Genomic DNA, 14,404 nt, shown 5'->3' with positions numbered 1-14,404 from the left:
TGCGCCAGCTCACGCATGGCTTCAACCAGATGGTGGAGCAGGTGTCGCAGGCCGAGAGCGACCGCGCGGTGATGCTCGCGGGCGTGGCGCACGATTTGCGCACGCCGCTTGCGCGGATGCGGCTGCGGGCGGAGATGATGGACGACGTCCGGTTGCGCGACGGCGTCGTGCGCGATGTCGATTCGATGTCGCACATCGTCGATCAATTCCTGGTGTTTGCGCACGGCGGGTCCGATCGCAGCGAGCCGGTGCCGGTCGATCAGGCGTGCGAGCGGATCGCGCGCAGCTATCGCGCGGTCGCGCCGAACGCGCCGACGGTCCAGACGCGGCTCGACGCCGATCCGGGTTTCCGGCTGCCGACGGCGACGCTCGACCGGATCCTGTCGAACCTGCTCGACAACGCGCATGCGTACGGTGCGCCGCCCGTGCTCGTCGAGACGGCGCGCACGCCGACCGGCTACGTGCTGTCGGTCAGCGACAGTGGCGGCGGGATCGCGCCGCGCGACCTCGCGGCGGCCACGCGGCCGTTCGTGCGGCTCGACCCCGCGCGCGGCGGGAACGGCCACAGCGGGCTCGGGCTCGCGATCGTCGAGCGGCTCGTACTCAGGCTGGGCGGGGCGTGCGACATCGGCAACCGCCCCGAAGGTGGCCTGCGCGTCGCGATGACGTTCCCGTTCGAGGTCGTGCCGAAGGACGAACCCCACGCACAGGCCGCATAAGCGGCTGCGGCGCCAACCCGGCCGGGCTGGCGCCGCGTGGCATCATTCGAACAGCGTGCCGAGCGTCTCGGCCGCGTTGCTGTCGATGGTGTTGTAGGTCACGGTGGTGGCCTCGAAGATGTAGACGGTCGTATACCGGCCGAGGCGCTCCAGGATTTCCTCCTGCAGCGATTCAGGCACGACGTTCATGTTCAGGTACCACGCCGTCGACGACAGCCGCGTCTGGAACGACCCGTACTCCTGCATCAGTTCGTAGAACGCGTCGGCATCCTGATCGCGGCAGACGATCACCAAGTTTCCTGCCATTCCCTTTCCTCCCGCTCGTCGATCGATCCCCAGGGCCTGTTGACATCGGGCACGCGCATGCGTTGCCGTCGGACCGTCCGCAACAGACCCCAAGGGCCAGCCCTGATCATACCCGCATAGTCGTATCCGGCTGGTGACGCCCGACATGGTTTGCATGCGCGTGCGGCTGGCGGGTTCCCGGGCGGCCCGGATCACGGCATAATTCGGGCCTGCATGCCGGCCGAAAGACTGCGGCCGGGCTGCTCGACCCGCGCACCCGCCATCCACCCACGCGCCAGGCACGATCCGTGCGACGCCTGCGCCGTTCCCGGACGGTTGTACCTGAAATACAGGTTGGTGTAGTGTCGTGCCGTCGCGGGCCGACTCGTCCGGGGCGCGGCAGCGCATGCACGCACGGCGCCCCGCGCTCGCGCGCGATCGTCAGTCAATCGAATTACCGCACCCGTGCGCTTTGCCATGAATCAACATCGACTGCCGGCTTCGTTCGGCCTTACCGGGGAGGGCGCCTGATGGACGTCGGATTCTTCAATCCGAACCGGACCGCCAACGCGTCCGCGTGGCGCGTCCTGCCGAACCGGTGGGATTTCATCGCGTTTCCGCTGATCATCTGCCTGATCGCGATGGCGGTCGTCGGTTTCCACGAAACGATGGCGCCGATCGGCACCCTGCAGACGCAGAAGATCTCGCTCGACCCGTCGAACCTGCCCGAATACGCGTTGCGCACCACGCTGCGGATGCTCGCCGCGATGGTCGCGTCGCTCGTGTTCACGCTGGTCTACGGCACGCTCGCCGCGAAAAGCCGGCGTGCCGGCATGGTGCTGATCCCGATCCTCGACATCCTGCAGTCGGTGCCGGTGCTAGGCTTCATCTCGTTCACGGTCACGTTTTTCCTCGCGCTGTTCCCGAGCCGCGTGCTCGGCGCCGAGCTCGCGGCGATCTTCGCGATCTTCACGAGCCAGGCGTGGAACATGACGTTCAGCTTCTACCAGTCGCTGCGCACGGTGCCGCGCGACCTGGACGAAGTGTCGCGCGGTTTCCACCTGACGTCCTGGCAGCGCTTCTGGAAGCTCGAAGTGCCGTTCTCGATGCCGGGCCTGATCTGGAACATGATGATGTCGATGTCGGGCGGCTGGTTCTTCGTCGTCGCGTCGGAGGCCATCACGGTCGGCAACCAGACGATCACGCTGCCGGGCGTCGGCGCGTATCTCGCGCAGGCGATCTCGGACAAGAACCTCGGCGCGATCGGCTGGGTGATCCTCACGATGTCGGTCGTGATCCTCGCGTACGACCAGTTCCTGTTCCGCCCGCTCGTCGCGTGGGCCGACAAGTTCCGGATGGAGAACACCAGCTCGGGCAACGCGCCGGAGTCGTGGCTGCTGGACCTCGTGCGCCGCACACGCCTGATTCATCAACTGCTGGTGCCGGCGGGCTGGTTCTTCGCGAAGGCCGCGCGGATTCCGCTGCGCCTGCCGCTGTCGGGCGCGATGCGTTTCTCGCTGCCGCGTGTCGAGAAGAAGGCGTCGCGCACGGTCGACATTGCGTGGGCGATTCTCGTGCTGATCGGTACGGCCTATGTCGTGTGGCGCGTGGTCAGCTTCGTGTCGACCGGCGTGACGCTGGCCGAGGTCGGCCACGTGCTCGTGCTCGGGCTCATCACGCTGCTGCGCGTGGCCGTGCTGATCGCGATCGCGTCCGTGATCTGGGTGCCGGTCGGCGTGTGGATCGGGCTGCGCCCGCGGCTCGCCGAGAAGCTTCAACCGCTTGCGCAGTTCCTCGCGGCGTTCCCGGCCAACCTGCTGTTCCCGGCGTTCGTGATCGTGATCGCGCGCTTCCACCTGAACGCCGATATCTGGCTGTCGCCGCTGATCGTGCTCGGTACGCAGTGGTATATCCTGTTCAACGTGATTGCCGGCGCGACGTCCTACCCGAACGACTATCGCGAAGCGGCGACGAACTTCCGCATCCGTGGCTGGCAGTGGTGGCGGCAGGCGATCCTGCCCGGCATCTTCCCTTACTACGTGACCGGTGCGATCACCGCATCGGGCGGCGCGTGGAACGCGAGCATCGTGTCGGAAGCCGTGCAGTGGGGCAATACCAAGATCGAGGCGCACGGCCTCGGTGCCTATATCGCGCAGACCACCGCCGCCGGCGATTTTCCGAAGATCATCCTGGGCATCGCCGTGATGTCCCTGTTCGTTACCCTGTTCAACCGCCTGCTGTGGCGTCCGCTGTATGCCTTCGCCGAAGCGAAGCTGCGGCTCGACTGAGACCGATTGAGAGCGAAACGCGATGCACAATCCGAATGCTGTAAACGCCCCCGTCCAGACGAACCAGCCGCCGCGCCTCGGTGAGGAAATCCTGCGCGTCGATCACGTCTGTCGCGGCTTCAACAAGACGCAGGGCGAACTGCTCGTGCTCGACGATGCGAACCTGTCGCTGCGCGAAGGCGAGATCGTCGGGCTGCTTGGCCGTTCCGGCTCGGGCAAGTCGACTCTGCTGCGCATCATCGCCGGGCTGATCGAGCCGACCGGTGGCGAAGTGACCTATCTCGGCCAGCCGCTGCGTGGCCCGGCCGAGGGTGTCGCGATGGTGTTCCAGACCTTCGCGCTGTTCCCGTGGCTCACCGTGCTGCAGAACGTGGAAGCCGGCCTCGAGGCGCTTGGCGTCGGCGCACGCGAGCGGCGCGAGCGTGCGCTCGCCGCGATCGACCTGATCGGTCTCGACGGCTTCGAGAACGCGTACCCGCGCGAGTTGTCGGGCGGCATGCGCCAGCGCGTGGGCTTTGCGCGTGCGCTCGTTGTCGATCCGACGATCCTGCTGATGGACGAGCCGTTCTCCGCGCTCGACGTGCTGACCGCCGAAACGCTGCGTACCGACCTGCTCGACCTGTGGACGCAAGGCCGCATGCCGATCAAGTCGGTGCTGATCGTCACGCACAACATTGAGGAAGCCGTGTTCATGTGCGACCGGATCCTCGTGCTGTCGTCGAATCCGGGCCGCGTGATCGCCGAGATCAAGGTGCCGTTCAAGCATCCGCGTAACCGTCTCGACCCGGCGTTCCGCAAGCTCGTCGACGACATCTACGCGAAGATGACCGCCCGCCAGACCGGCGAGGCGACGAAGAAGGGGCTCGAGCTCGGCAGCTGGCTGCCGCAGGTGTCGACCAACCTGATGGCCGGCCTGATCGAAACGCTCGCGATGGCGCCGTACCACGGTCGCGCGGACATGCCGGAAATCGCACGCACGTTGCACCTCGAGGTCGACGACCTGTTCCCGATCGCCGAAGTGCTGCAGTACCTCGGCTTCGCGGACGTGCGGGAAGGCGACGTGTTCCTGACGCCGCCGGGGCGCGTGTTCGCGGAATTCGGCACGCAGGAGCGCAAGCTGATGTTCGCGGATCACCTGCTGAAGCACGTGCCGCTCGCCGCGCGGATCAAGAAGGTGCTGAACGAGCGTCCGGGCCATCGTGCGCCGCGCGTGCGCTTCGAGCAGGAGCTGGAGGATTTCCTGTCGGACGGCGCGGCCGAGGAGACGCTCGACGCGGTGATCGACTGGGGCCGTTACGGCGAGATCTTTTCGTACAACGACCAGACCGAGATTTTCAGTCTCGAGGACGTCGAGTCCTGAAGTCGGCGAGGCATTCGGGCGCCTGTCGCCTGAATGCCGGTTTCGCGGTTTCGTTCGGCCGCTTCGAGTCAATGCGAATGCGGCTTGTCCCTGGCACCGGCAACGGGCGCCGGGTTCATTGGCAGGGCAGAAGGCGCTGGGTCTGTCACGACCAGGACGTTTGCCTGCGACGCGCATCGCTGATGCGCTGATACGTTGACGGCAAGGAGCCGAAGGCTGGTGCAACGCATTCCATCGATTGCATCAGCGATTCGATGCCTTCGACCCTCGTCAGCGATCCAAAGGGCACCCATGAGCGAGAAGAAGGGGCCGTATGCCATCGCGGCGAAACAGTACGATCTGGTGCGCGTATCCGTTGTCGATTCTCCACGGCCGCAGGTCTTTCATGCGAAGGTCGAACACATCTATTCCGCCGGAAAGGGCATCACGCAGGACCATCTCGGAGCAGAGATCGAGTTCGTCGGCGGTCCGCCGACCTGGGGCAACGTGCCGCTGGAAGTCGGGGAGCGTGCTCTCATGTTCGTCGGCGCGCGGGCAGGGTTGTTCGGCGAGTATCCGTGGCGCGGTCACATGGTTCTGGAGGACATCGCGGGCGGAACGTATGCCAGGCTGCAGATTCCGGAGATGTGGCTGAGGGATGATTTGCCAGTCGAGGTCAGGGCCGCGGCGAGTCCGCATCCGACGAGGCGGAACGCGTCGATCGTCAGGTTCAGCGTGCTGGAACGCTACCTGAGCGATCTGATCGGGAAAGCCGTCCGCTGAGCCGGGTCGATTTTCCGGAGTCCGGAGGACGATGTGCTGCCCGCCGGGATCAAGGGGAGGGCGTGCGACATCACGCGCGTATGTCACGACGACAGATCGTCGTGGTCCAGGGCGGCAGGGCGGGCTGCATGCATGGAGCCCACTGCGTCCTTATTGCAGATTCCCCCACCGGTCGACCGCCGGTTCCGCCGACGCCCACTTCCAGTGCGTGCCTTGCTGGCAGGCATTCGCGAAATACCAGTCGGCCTTGTCGCCATCCTTCACCGAGAACGTGAATTCCTTGCACAGCGCGAGCGGAGTCGAATAAGCGCGTGCGACGCGCACCTCGCCTTCGCCGTTTTCCAGCGGCAGCGTGTTCTTCACCTTCCACGGCTTCACTTCGCCGACGGCCAGGCTGCCGACCACCTTCGCGATCGCGTCCTGCTGGTTCTGATGGAGCTGCTTCATCGTGCGGTTGACGGCTTCGTCGGTCGCGGCCTGCACGGCAATCCCGACGCCGACGCCGACCGCCGGGTTCGCGGTGACGAGGCCCGTCGCCGCGCCAGCGAGTGCGCCGCTCGCCGCGCCGACCGACCCGCAGCCCGACAGCGTGGCCGTTGCCGCGCACAGCGCGCCGATGGCCGCGATACGAAGCGCGACGCTCATTGCAGCGCGCCCCAGCGTTCGGTTGCCGGTTCGGCCGACGCCCATTTCCACACGGGGCCGTCGCGGCAGATCGTGGCGACGTAGAACGCCGATTGCGCGGCCTTGTCGGCTTTCGCGGGCGTGTCGACCGCGAACACGATTTCCTTGCAGTCGAGCGGGCCGACACTGATCATCCGGCTGACCGTCACGCGACCCTGCTCGTCGTCCTCGATCGGGAACGAGTGGTGCGTCGACCACGGCGCGACGCCGCCGACTTCGAGCGGGCCGGCGGCCTTCGCGATCTGTTCCTGTGTGTAACGGTGTGCGACGCGCTGCGTGTACTGGACGCCTGCGCGCGCGCCGGCGACGGCGCCGAGGCCGATGCCCGTCGCGACGGCGGCGTTGTTGGTGACCTTGGAGGCGATCGCGGCGCCCGCGATACCGGCGCCGGCTGTCGCGCCCTCGCTGTACAGCGAGTTGCAGCCGGACAGCAGTGCGGCCGTGGCGATCGCGGCCAGCACGACGCGCGCCGGCGTGGCCCGGCGCGGCGATTCGAAACGAATGTTCATCCCTGAGTGCAAGTCCTGTCTGGGTGAGCGGCGTCGCATGCACGCCGTCATGCCGCGTCATTGTTTCGCAATTGTCATAGGAAAACTGCAAAGCTTTGACAAATCGCCGGACGGCAGGCTGCGCGCGTGCGCGCGGCGCCATTGTCGAACAGATGAATCCAGAGGGGTCGAAACGTTACAAATTGAAGGCAATTGTTACCGTGACGTGCAAGGAAGCGACCTAGACTTTTGAGTTATGGAAGGTTTCTACGACGGCCTCGGGCCGCGCCGCACATGAGACACCCAGCCATGCGCCGTTCGAAACGGTTTTCGCCTCGGCCGCCCGAAGCTGGGGCCGACCGCTCGCGTCCGCAGACCGACGCGCCACCGGCACCGCCTGCCGGCGCGCCCGGCGAGCCGCCGTCCGACGGCGATCACAACCAGGGCGGTGCTCGCCCGGAAGGGCTCGACTATCAGCGGGATCTCGGCCAGGAGCAGGACGCCTGATGTTGTTGCCGCCGCATTCCGCCGCTGTTTTTCACACCTGCATTGCTCACGTCTGAATCGCCGCACGGCCGCCTTCGGGCAGCCGTGTCCGCCTTGGCGCGCGCCGCGCGCCAGCCAATCGAATCGGGGAGGGGAAGCCGCATGAGCAGATTGATCGTGGTATCGAACCGTGTCGCCGCCGGCGAGGACACGCGCCCGAGCGCGGGTGGCCTGGCGGTCGGCGTGATGGATGCGCTGAAGGAAACGGGCGGCGTCTGGTTCGGCTGGAATGGCGAGATTGTCGGCGCACCCGACACCGAACCCGCGATCCAGCGGGACGGCAACGTCACCTATGCGACGGTCGGGCTGACCCGGCGCGACTACGATCAGTACTACCGCGGTTTCTCGAACGCGACACTGTGGCCGGTGTTCCATTACCGCGGCGATCTCGCGCGGTTCGACCGCCAGGAGTACGCGGGCTATCTGCGCGTGAACGCGATGCTCGCCAAGCAGCTTGCCGCCTTGCTGCGCCCCGACGACCTGATCTGGGTACACGACTATCACCTGTTGCCGTTCGCGCATTACCTGCGCGAGCTCGGCGTGAAGAACCCGATCGGCTTCTTCCTGCACATTCCGTTTCCGTCGCCCGACATGCTGCGTCTCGTGCCGCCGCACGAGGAACTCGTGAAGTTCATGTGCGCGTACGACGTCGCGGGCTTCCAGACCGAGACCGACAAGCAGGCGTTCACCGACTACATCGAACGGCGCGGGATCGGCGCGGCGAGCGACGACGGAATGCTGCACGCGCATGGCCGCGTCGTGAAGGTCGCTGCCTATCCGATCGGTGTGCATCCCGACGCGATCGCGCAGGCGGCCGTCCAGTACAGCGCGCGCAAGCCGGTGAAGATGCTGCGCGAGGCACTCGACGGCCGCAAGCTGGTGATGAGCGTTGACCGCCTCGACTACTCGAAGGGGCTCGTCGAGCGCTTCCAGTCGTTCGAGCGGATGCTCGCGAACGCGCCGGGCTGGCAGGGGCGCGTGTCGCTCCTGCAGATCGCGCCGCCGACGCGTTCCGACGTGAAGACCTATCAGGACATTCGCGAAACGCTCGAAGGCGAGGCCGGCCGCATCAACGGCCGCTTCTCGCAGCTCGACTGGACGCCGATCCAGTACCTGAACCGCAAGTACGAGCGCAACCTGCTGATGGCGTTCTTCCGGATGTCACAGGTCGGCTACGTGACGCCGCTGCGCGACGGGATGAATCTCGTCGCGAAGGAGTACGTCGCGTCGCAGGATCCGGTCGATCCGGGCGTGCTCGTGCTGTCGGAGTTCGCGGGCGCGGCGGCGGAGCTGACCGGTGCGCTCCTCGTCAATCCGTACGACCTGTCGCAGATGGCCGAGGCGCTCGAGCGCGCGCTGTCGATGCCGCTCGCGGAGCGGCAGGCGCGCCACGAGGAAAACCTCGCGCGGTTGCGCGTGAACGACCTGTCGGTCTGGCGCGATACGTTCGTCGCTGATTTGCGCAGTGTCGCCGCTGCCGCGTCGGTCACGCGGCGCGCGGGCCGGCGGGTTGCGCATGCGTGAGGTCGTGGAAGGGCCCGGCGTTGCCGATGACGACGCGACCGAAGAAGCCTCCCGCCGCTTCTTCGTCGTGACCGGTGGTCCGGGTTCGGGCAAGAGCACGTTGCTCGACGCGCTCGAAGGCGCCGGTTTCGCGCGCTCGCAGGAAGCCGGTCGCGGCGTGATTCGCGACCAGATGGCGATCGACGGCCACGCGTTGCCATGGCGCGATCCGGCCGCGTTCGCCGAGCTGATGCTGAGCTGGGAGATGCGCTCGTACGATCTCGCACGCGACGCGCGCGGGCCCGTGTTCTTCGATCGCGGCGTGCCGGACGTGGTCGGCTATCTTCGGCTGACGGGGCTCGCGGTGCCCGCGCATGCGGACGCCGCCGCCCGCCGTTTCCGCTATCACCGGCGCGTGTTCATCGCGCCGCCGTGGCCGGATATCTATGCGCAGGACACCGAGCGCCGGCAGGATTTTTCGGAAGCCGTGCGCACCTACGACGCGATGGTCGCGTGCTACACGTCGTATGGCTACCGGCTGATCGAATTGCCGCGCGAGAGCGTGCAGGCGCGCGTGCGCTTCGTGATGGACGCGCTCGACGCCGAATGACGCGCGGGTTCGAGGGCGGCGAGCGGTGGTGTCAGGTCGCCGTGTCCGGCCGTGGCGACGTGATGCGCAGCATGCTGACGACCGCGGCCACCGCCGCGAATGCCGCGGCGACATAGAGCGCAATCGTCGGCCCGCGATCGGGCACGAGCCCGAAAATCAATGCGACGAGCGCGGCGCCGAGCGTCTGCCCGGTCAGGCGCGCGGTGCTCAGCATGCCGCCCGCGCCGCCGCTGCGTTCGCGCGGCGCCGACGACAGCATCGCGCGGTTGTTCGGCGACTGGAACAACCCGAAGCCCGCACCGCACAGCGCCATCCGCCACACGATATCGACGGTGCCCGGGTGCGCGCCGATCGTCGCGAGCGACAGCAGCCCGGCCGCGAACAGCGCGAGCCCGATCCCGCCGAGGATGCCGGCCGAATAGCGATCCGACAGCACGCCCGCGAGCGGCGCGGCGAACACGATCACGAGTGGCCACGGCGTCATGTACAGGCCCGTCTCGACCTGCGAGAAGCCGAGCGAGTTCTGCAGCCAGAACGGCAGCGCGACGAACGCGAGCATCTGCGACGTGAACGACGCCATCGACGTATAGATCGACAGCGCGAACATCGGGATGCGCATCAGGTCGACCGGCAGCAGCGGCGCCGGCTGCGACAGCTGCCGTTTCACGAAGAAGTAGCCGACGACGAACGCGACGGCCAGCTCGGCCGCGACGTACGCATGGCCTTCGCCGTGGCCGAGCCCGTCCACGGCCGTGATCAGCAGGCCGAACACGCACGCGTTCATCAGCGCGCTCGGGAAATCGTACGGTGCATCGTGCAACGGGTTGGACGGCAGCGCACGCAGGCTGCCGAATACCGCGGCGATACCGATCGGCACGTTGACCGCGAACAGCCACGGCCACGAGGCGAACGACAGGATCGCGGACGCGACCGTCGGCCCGATCGCCGACGACAGCGCCACCACCATCGCATTGATCGACAGCCCGCGCCCGAGCATCGACGACGGGTAGATCATCCGCACGAGCGCCGCGTTGACGCTCATGATGCCGGCCGCGCCGAAGCCCTGGATCACGCGCATCACCGCGAGCATCGGCAGCGAGCCGGCGAGCGCGCAGCCGAGCGACGCCGCGGTGAACAGCGCGAGCCCCGCGATGTAGATGCGGCGATAGCCGATGCGCTCGCCGAGCGACGCGAGCGGCAACAGCGTGATCGTGACCGCGAGCTGGTACGCGTTGACGATCCAGATCGATGCGGCATCGGATGCGTGCAGGTCGCGCGCGATCGTCGGCAGCGCGACGTTCGCGATGGCACCGTCGAGCACGGCGAGCGTGATGCCCAGTGCGACGCAGACGATCGCCCAGTAGCGTTGCGGAAGCGGCAGGCCGGTATCGGCGTTCATGGCGGGAGCAGATGCGTGGTTGTCCGCGCGCCCGGTTGCCGGTTGCGTGCGCAACCATGCGGAGGGGTGGAGGCGGCGATGAGCGACCCGGCCGGCGCAGCAGCACCGGAGCGGGGCCGGTCGAGTGTATCACCGGGCCGCATGGCGCGACGCCGGCACTCAGCCTTCGAAGTCGAGGCCGCCGAGCCGCACGAGCGGGTCGGCCTGCGTGCGCGACAGGAGATCGATGTCGCGCGCGCCCTGCCACGCGCCCAGCTTTTTCGGCAGTGCGGCCAGGTAGTGCTCGAAGCGTTGCCGGCCGTCCGGTTCCATCAGCCGCTCGATTTCGTCAGTGTCCCAGGTCAGCTCGAGGTTCAGCGGATGGTCGAAGCCGCTGACGTGCTCGTGCGGCGCGCTGCGGATCTGCACGCGCGTCGGGTGCCCGTGACCGCCATACGGGACGACGTCGGTCAGCACGTGATCGGCGAAGAAGGCGGCGATTGCCTGTGCGATGCGCGGGGCAAATTCGGTATCGAAACGGCGGGCGGTTTCGGGCTGCATGACGGCGTCTCCTGTATGCCGAAAATCGTAGCACGGCGACGGCGCATTTCGATGGGCGTGATGCCGGTAATCGCGCGTTACCACTTGCTGCATCTATTACGGCCGCAAGCCGCCACAATGCATCGCATCCAGTACCACTTCGCGTGGGAGTCCATCATGAAAAAAATTGCCGCAGTGTGTGTCCTCGCCGGTTCGCTTGCCGTGGCAGGTTCGGCGTCCGCGCATGGCCGCGACGGTGGCGCCGTGATTGGCGCGTTGATCGGCGGCGCGGTGCTGGGCGCGATCGTGACGTCCGCGATGAATCCGCCCGTCGCGTATCAGGCGCCCGCGTACCAGGCACCGGCCTATCAGCCGCCGACGTACTACCAGGCGCCCGCGTACCAGCAGCCTGCCTATCCGACCTACCAGCAGGCGCAGTACCAGGACGACGGCCCGAACTATTGCTACGACCGCTACCAGCGCGCGTATGTGTGCGGCGCGCCCGTGTCGGGCGGTTACGCGCAGCCGGCCGGCTGGTAAGCCGGCGGACGCGCGAAGCGTGAGCGGTCGGCGCCGCCGCCGTTCGCTTCGCCGCACCGGACGACAAAAGGCCCTCGCTTCGTGCGAGGGCCTTTGTCTTTTGCGGGACCGTCCGTTCAACTGCGTGACGCGTCGGCCGTCGGCGGGCCGTGCGCGGATACAAACGGTTGCAAATGCGCGTCAGTGGCGATGGCCGCCGCCGCCACCGCCGCCACCGTTCCAGTCGCCACCGCGGTGTCCGCCGCCGTGCCCCCAGCCGTTGCCGCGGTTGCCACGATCGCCGTCCCAGCGATGGTAGTCGCGCCGGCCGCGATCCCAGTCGCGTCCGCCGCCACCGCCGCCGCCCCAGATATTGACCGTGCCGTACACGGGCGACGGGCTGTACGCATAGCCCGGAGCGGAATAGTAGGGCTGCCCGTAGCCGTATCCGGCGTCCGGGGCGACGACGCAGCCGGCCAGCAGGGTGGCGACGCCGGCGGCAGCAATGAGCTTCAGCATGATGTTCTCCGTTGGTTCCCCTATAAGTACCGCGCAAGGGGATTGCCAGCTGTTTGCAATTGTGTCGTCAAATTACAGCGCCGTAAGGTCTTGCGACGAAAGTGTTAGCATCCGGGGCTCATTTTGTTTTTCAGGAGTACATCGATGAAATTCGCGATCCGGGCCGCACTGGCTGCCTTCTGCGTGACGACTGCCGCCGCTTGCGTGGCCGGCCCTGCCTCGGCGCCTGCCGTGACGGCCGAGTCGATCAAGATGTTTCCGCAGGCAGCGGCCGGCCAGCAGCGCGTCGTGATCGCGCTGCCCGCGCTCGAGAACGAAGGCGATGCGCGCGTCGAGCTGATGATCGGCAAGACGCTGCAGACCGACTGCAACCAGCAGTGGTTCGGCGGCGAGCTGACCGCCGAGGACGTGAAGGGCTGGGGCTATACGTACTACCAGCTCACCGACGTGAAGGGGCCGGCATCGACGCTGATGGCATGCCCGGGACAGGCGCCGCAGCAACGGTTCGTGCAGGTGCGCGGCGACGGCCAGCTGCTGCGCTACAACAGCCGCCTGCCGCTCGTCGTCTATGTGCCGGACGGCTTTGACGTGCGCTATCGCGTGTGGCATGCGTCGAAGGACGTGCAGCACGCGGCGAAGCAGTGACGTAACGGGGCGGCGGTAGCGTCCTGCCGCTACGCGCCGCCTGTACCGACGAGCGCTGGCCACGCAGCCAGCGCGGCTTGTGCGACGCCCTCCAGATCGCGACGGCTCGCACCGTCGCGCGCCTGGATCGACATTCCCTGCTGGACCGTCACGTAGTACCGCGCGATCGCGTCGAGGTTCGCTTGCGCCGCGATCTCGCCGGTCGCGACACCTTGCCTGAGGCGCTCGCGCAGGTTCTCGACCGTGCGCTCGCGCATCGCGATCAGCGTTTGCCGGACCGTATCGGAGCGCTCGGCCGGGTGCAGCGCCGACAGCACGATCAGGCAACCTGCCGGCTTCGACCGCCGCGTGAACACGCGTGCGGTATCCATCAGGTAGTTCCGCACGGCGTCGTGCGCGCTGCCGGCCTGTTCGACACCCCCCCAGATTTCCCGTCCTTCCGTAGCGCCGTAGTGGTCGAGCGCCTGCCGGAACAACGCTTCCTTGCTGCCGAACGCCGCATACAGGCTCGGCGACGCGATGCCCATCGCGGCCGTCAGGTCGGTCATCGATGCGCCTTCGTAGCCGAGGCGCCAGAACACCTCCATCGCACGCTCCAGCGCCGCTTCCTTGTCGAAGCTTCTCGGTCGGCCCCGTTCAGCCATTGCATCCGCTCCTTCGCAGATATCTGTATCGATCGATAAATTAAATCAATTGACTGTGTCGCGCAACTTGCCACATTCTGTGTCGGTCGTTACATAAATGAGGAAAGGAACCGACATGAACCGACTTCAGGGCAAGCGTGCACTCATCACGGGCGGCAGCCGCGGCATCGGTGCGGCGATCGCGAAACGGCTGGCGGCCGATGGCGCGGACGTCGCGATTACCTACGAGAAATCGGCCGGGCGGGCGCAGGCCGTCGTCGCCGGCATCGAGGCGCAGGGCCGCCGCGCCGTCGCGATCCAGGCCGACAGCGCCGATCCGGTGGCCGTGCGCGACGCGGTCGATCGTGCTGCGGAGGCGTTCGGCGGCCTCGACATTCTCGTCAACAACGCGGGGATCTTCAGGGCCGGCGCGCTGGACGACCTCACGCTCGACGATATCGACGCAACGCTGAATGTGAACGTGCGCGCGGTGATCGTCGCGTCGCAGGCGGCGGCGCGACATCTCGGGGAGGGCGGGCGCATCGTGTCGACCGGCAGCTGCCTCGCGACGCGCGTACCCGATGCGGGGATGAGCCTCTATGCGGCGAGCAAGGCCGCACTGATCGGCTGGACGCAGGGGCTCGCGCGCGATCTCGGTTCGCGCGGCATCACGGTCAATATCGTGCATCCGGGGTCGACGGATACCGACATGAACCCGGCCGGCGGTGAGCATGCCGATGCGCAGCGCTCACGGATGGCGATCCCGCAGTACGGCAAGGCCGACGACGTGGCGGCGCTCGTCGCGTTCGTGGTCGGGCCGGAAGGGCGGTCGATCAACGGGACGGGGTTGACGATCGATGGTGGCGCGAACGCGTGATTGCGTGATTGAGTGAATGCCGACGCCCGGCGTGGGTTTTCGACCGGGCGGTGTTGCG

17 protein-coding genes are annotated in these 14,404 nt (G+C 67.2%); 10 read left to right on the top strand and 7 right to left on the bottom strand.

What is annotated here, in order from left to right:
* The coding region (locus G3O00_RS10510; RefSeq protein ID WP_241025076.1) for an ATP-binding protein at nt 1-719 on the top strand (719 nt) is incomplete at its 5' end.
* A gap of 42 nt (nt 720-761) precedes the next feature.
* Here the strand turns inward: G3O00_RS10510 and G3O00_RS10505 are convergent.
* Nucleotides 762-1,025, bottom strand: a complete 264-nt coding sequence (locus G3O00_RS10505) for a hypothetical protein (protein ID WP_011352846.1) — start codon at nt 1,023-1,025, stop codon at nt 762-764.
* A gap of 509 nt (nt 1,026-1,534) precedes the next feature.
* Between G3O00_RS10505 and G3O00_RS10500 the strand changes: the two genes are divergently transcribed.
* From G3O00_RS10500 to G3O00_RS10490, 3 genes are all read left to right on the top strand, one after another.
* Nucleotides 1,535-3,292 carry an ABC transporter permease subunit gene (locus tag G3O00_RS10500; protein WP_011352845.1) on the top strand — a complete coding sequence of 586 codons (1,758 nt, stop codon included), beginning with the start codon at nt 1,535-1,537 and terminating at the stop codon, nt 3,290-3,292.
* 22 nt (nt 3,293-3,314) lie between these two features.
* Nucleotides 3,315-4,652, top strand: a complete 1,338-nt coding sequence (locus G3O00_RS10495) for a nitrate/sulfonate/bicarbonate ABC transporter ATP-binding protein (RefSeq protein WP_011352844.1) — start codon at nt 3,315-3,317, stop codon at nt 4,650-4,652.
* A 291-nt stretch (nt 4,653-4,943) separates the two neighbouring features.
* The gene (locus tag G3O00_RS10490; RefSeq protein ID WP_206142908.1) at nt 4,944-5,414 is read left to right on the top strand and encodes a hypothetical protein; all 471 of its coding nucleotides are present in this window, start codon (nt 4,944-4,946) and stop codon (nt 5,412-5,414) included.
* Between the two features lie 150 nt (nt 5,415-5,564).
* Here G3O00_RS10490 and G3O00_RS10485 read toward each other — a convergent pair whose 3' ends face one another.
* Together G3O00_RS10485 and G3O00_RS10480 are read right to left on the bottom strand one after the other, a co-directional pair.
* Complete coding sequence (locus G3O00_RS10485; protein WP_011352842.1) at nt 5,565-6,059, bottom strand: hypothetical protein; 495 nt, start codon at nt 6,057-6,059, stop codon at nt 5,565-5,567.
* Nucleotides 6,056-6,607, bottom strand: a complete 552-nt coding sequence (locus tag G3O00_RS10480; RefSeq protein WP_174931708.1) for a hypothetical protein — start codon at nt 6,605-6,607, stop codon at nt 6,056-6,058. Before G3O00_RS10480 ends, G3O00_RS10485 begins: the two co-directional genes overlap by 4 nt.
* A 288-nt stretch (nt 6,608-6,895) precedes the next feature.
* On the opposite strand from G3O00_RS10480, the gene G3O00_RS10475 reads away from it, so the two are divergent.
* From G3O00_RS10475 to G3O00_RS10465, 3 genes are all read left to right on the top strand, one after another.
* Entirely contained in the window at nt 6,896-7,093 is a 198-nt protein-coding gene (locus G3O00_RS10475) for a hypothetical protein (RefSeq protein WP_041492923.1), read from the top strand.
* A 141-nt stretch (nt 7,094-7,234) separates the two neighbouring features.
* Entirely contained in the window at nt 7,235-8,656 is a 1,422-nt protein-coding gene (gene otsA, locus G3O00_RS10470; protein WP_206142907.1) for an alpha,alpha-trehalose-phosphate synthase (UDP-forming), read from the top strand.
* Nucleotides 8,649-9,245 (top strand): AAA family ATPase, encoded by a 597-nt coding sequence (locus tag G3O00_RS10465; RefSeq protein WP_206142906.1) that lies wholly within the window; start codon nt 8,649-8,651, stop codon nt 9,243-9,245. The genes otsA and G3O00_RS10465 overlap by 8 nt, the downstream gene beginning before the upstream one ends.
* Nucleotides 9,246-9,276: 31 nt before the next feature.
* Here the strand turns inward: G3O00_RS10465 and G3O00_RS10460 are convergent, their stop codons facing one another.
* Complete coding sequence (locus G3O00_RS10460) at nt 9,277-10,644, bottom strand: MFS transporter (RefSeq protein WP_206142905.1); 1,368 nt, start codon at nt 10,642-10,644, stop codon at nt 9,277-9,279.
* Between the two features lie 159 nt (nt 10,645-10,803).
* Nucleotides 10,804-11,184, bottom strand: coding sequence for a DUF5594 family protein (locus G3O00_RS10455; RefSeq protein WP_011352836.1), 381 nt, complete (start codon nt 11,182-11,184; stop codon nt 10,804-10,806).
* Nucleotides 11,185-11,301: 117 nt separating this feature from the next.
* Here G3O00_RS10455 and G3O00_RS10450 point away from each other — a divergent pair, with 117 nt between their 5' ends.
* Complete coding sequence (locus G3O00_RS10450) at nt 11,302-11,703, top strand: hypothetical protein (RefSeq protein WP_206142904.1); 402 nt, start codon at nt 11,302-11,304, stop codon at nt 11,701-11,703.
* Between the two features lie 180 nt (nt 11,704-11,883).
* On the opposite strand, the gene G3O00_RS10445 is transcribed toward G3O00_RS10450, so the two are convergent.
* Nucleotides 11,884-12,201 (bottom strand): hypothetical protein, encoded by a 318-nt coding sequence (locus G3O00_RS10445; protein WP_011352834.1) that lies wholly within the window; start codon nt 12,199-12,201, stop codon nt 11,884-11,886.
* 144 nt (nt 12,202-12,345) lie between these two features.
* Between G3O00_RS10445 and eco the strand changes: the two genes are divergently transcribed.
* On the top strand, nt 12,346-12,846 hold the full coding sequence (gene eco, locus G3O00_RS10440; RefSeq protein WP_206142903.1) for a serine protease inhibitor ecotin: 501 nt from the start codon (nt 12,346-12,348) through the stop codon (nt 12,844-12,846).
* A 29-nt stretch (nt 12,847-12,875) separates the two neighbouring features.
* Here eco and G3O00_RS10435 read toward each other — a convergent pair whose 3' ends face one another.
* Nucleotides 12,876-13,490 carry a TetR/AcrR family transcriptional regulator gene (locus tag G3O00_RS10435; RefSeq protein WP_206142902.1) on the bottom strand — a complete coding sequence of 205 codons (615 nt, stop codon included), beginning with the start codon at nt 13,488-13,490 and terminating at the stop codon, nt 12,876-12,878.
* A 115-nt stretch (nt 13,491-13,605) separates the two neighbouring features.
* Here G3O00_RS10435 and G3O00_RS10430 point away from each other — a divergent pair, with 115 nt between their 5' ends.
* On the top strand, nt 13,606-14,346 hold the full coding sequence (locus G3O00_RS10430; RefSeq protein ID WP_206142901.1) for an SDR family NAD(P)-dependent oxidoreductase: 741 nt from the start codon (nt 13,606-13,608) through the stop codon (nt 14,344-14,346).
* Nucleotides 14,347-14,404 lie beyond the last annotated feature (58 nt).

The organism is Burkholderia sp. Ac-20384 (assembly GCF_017104605.1).
Lineage (GTDB): Bacteria > Pseudomonadota > Gammaproteobacteria > Burkholderiales > Burkholderiaceae > Burkholderia > Burkholderia lata.
Note: the sequence above shows the minus strand (reverse complement) of the source record. Positions and strands in the feature narration are given on the sequence as shown.

Excerpts from the sequence above, each read along its gene's own strand:
- G3O00_RS10505 (WP_011352846.1), bottom strand. The coding sequence starts at position 1,025 with ATGGCAGGAAACTTGGTGATCGTCTGCCGCGATCAGGATGCCGACGCG.
- G3O00_RS10500 (WP_011352845.1), top strand. The coding sequence starts at position 1,535 with ATGGACGTCGGATTCTTCAATCCGAACCGGACCGCCAACGCGTCCGCG.
- G3O00_RS10495 (WP_011352844.1), top strand. The coding sequence starts at position 3,315 with ATGCACAATCCGAATGCTGTAAACGCCCCCGTCCAGACGAACCAGCCG.
- G3O00_RS10490 (WP_206142908.1), top strand. The coding sequence starts at position 4,944 with ATGAGCGAGAAGAAGGGGCCGTATGCCATCGCGGCGAAACAGTACGAT.
- G3O00_RS10485 (WP_011352842.1), bottom strand. The coding sequence starts at position 6,059 with ATGAGCGTCGCGCTTCGTATCGCGGCCATCGGCGCGCTGTGCGCGGCA.
- G3O00_RS10480 (WP_174931708.1), bottom strand. The coding sequence starts at position 6,607 with ATGAACATTCGTTTCGAATCGCCGCGCCGGGCCACGCCGGCGCGCGTC.
- G3O00_RS10475 (WP_041492923.1), top strand. The coding sequence starts at position 6,896 with ATGCGCCGTTCGAAACGGTTTTCGCCTCGGCCGCCCGAAGCTGGGGCC.
- otsA (WP_206142907.1), top strand. The coding sequence starts at position 7,235 with ATGAGCAGATTGATCGTGGTATCGAACCGTGTCGCCGCCGGCGAGGAC.
- G3O00_RS10465 (WP_206142906.1), top strand. The coding sequence starts at position 8,649 with ATGCGTGAGGTCGTGGAAGGGCCCGGCGTTGCCGATGACGACGCGACC.
- G3O00_RS10460 (WP_206142905.1), bottom strand. The coding sequence starts at position 10,644 with ATGAACGCCGATACCGGCCTGCCGCTTCCGCAACGCTACTGGGCGATC.
- G3O00_RS10455 (WP_011352836.1), bottom strand. The coding sequence starts at position 11,184 with ATGCAGCCCGAAACCGCCCGCCGTTTCGATACCGAATTTGCCCCGCGC.
- G3O00_RS10450 (WP_206142904.1), top strand. The coding sequence starts at position 11,302 with ATGCATCGCATCCAGTACCACTTCGCGTGGGAGTCCATCATGAAAAAA.
- G3O00_RS10445 (WP_011352834.1), bottom strand. The coding sequence starts at position 12,201 with ATGCTGAAGCTCATTGCTGCCGCCGGCGTCGCCACCCTGCTGGCCGGC.
- eco (WP_206142903.1), top strand. The coding sequence starts at position 12,346 with ATGAAATTCGCGATCCGGGCCGCACTGGCTGCCTTCTGCGTGACGACT.
- G3O00_RS10435 (WP_206142902.1), bottom strand. The coding sequence starts at position 13,490 with ATGGCTGAACGGGGCCGACCGAGAAGCTTCGACAAGGAAGCGGCGCTG.
- G3O00_RS10430 (WP_206142901.1), top strand. The coding sequence starts at position 13,606 with ATGAACCGACTTCAGGGCAAGCGTGCACTCATCACGGGCGGCAGCCGC.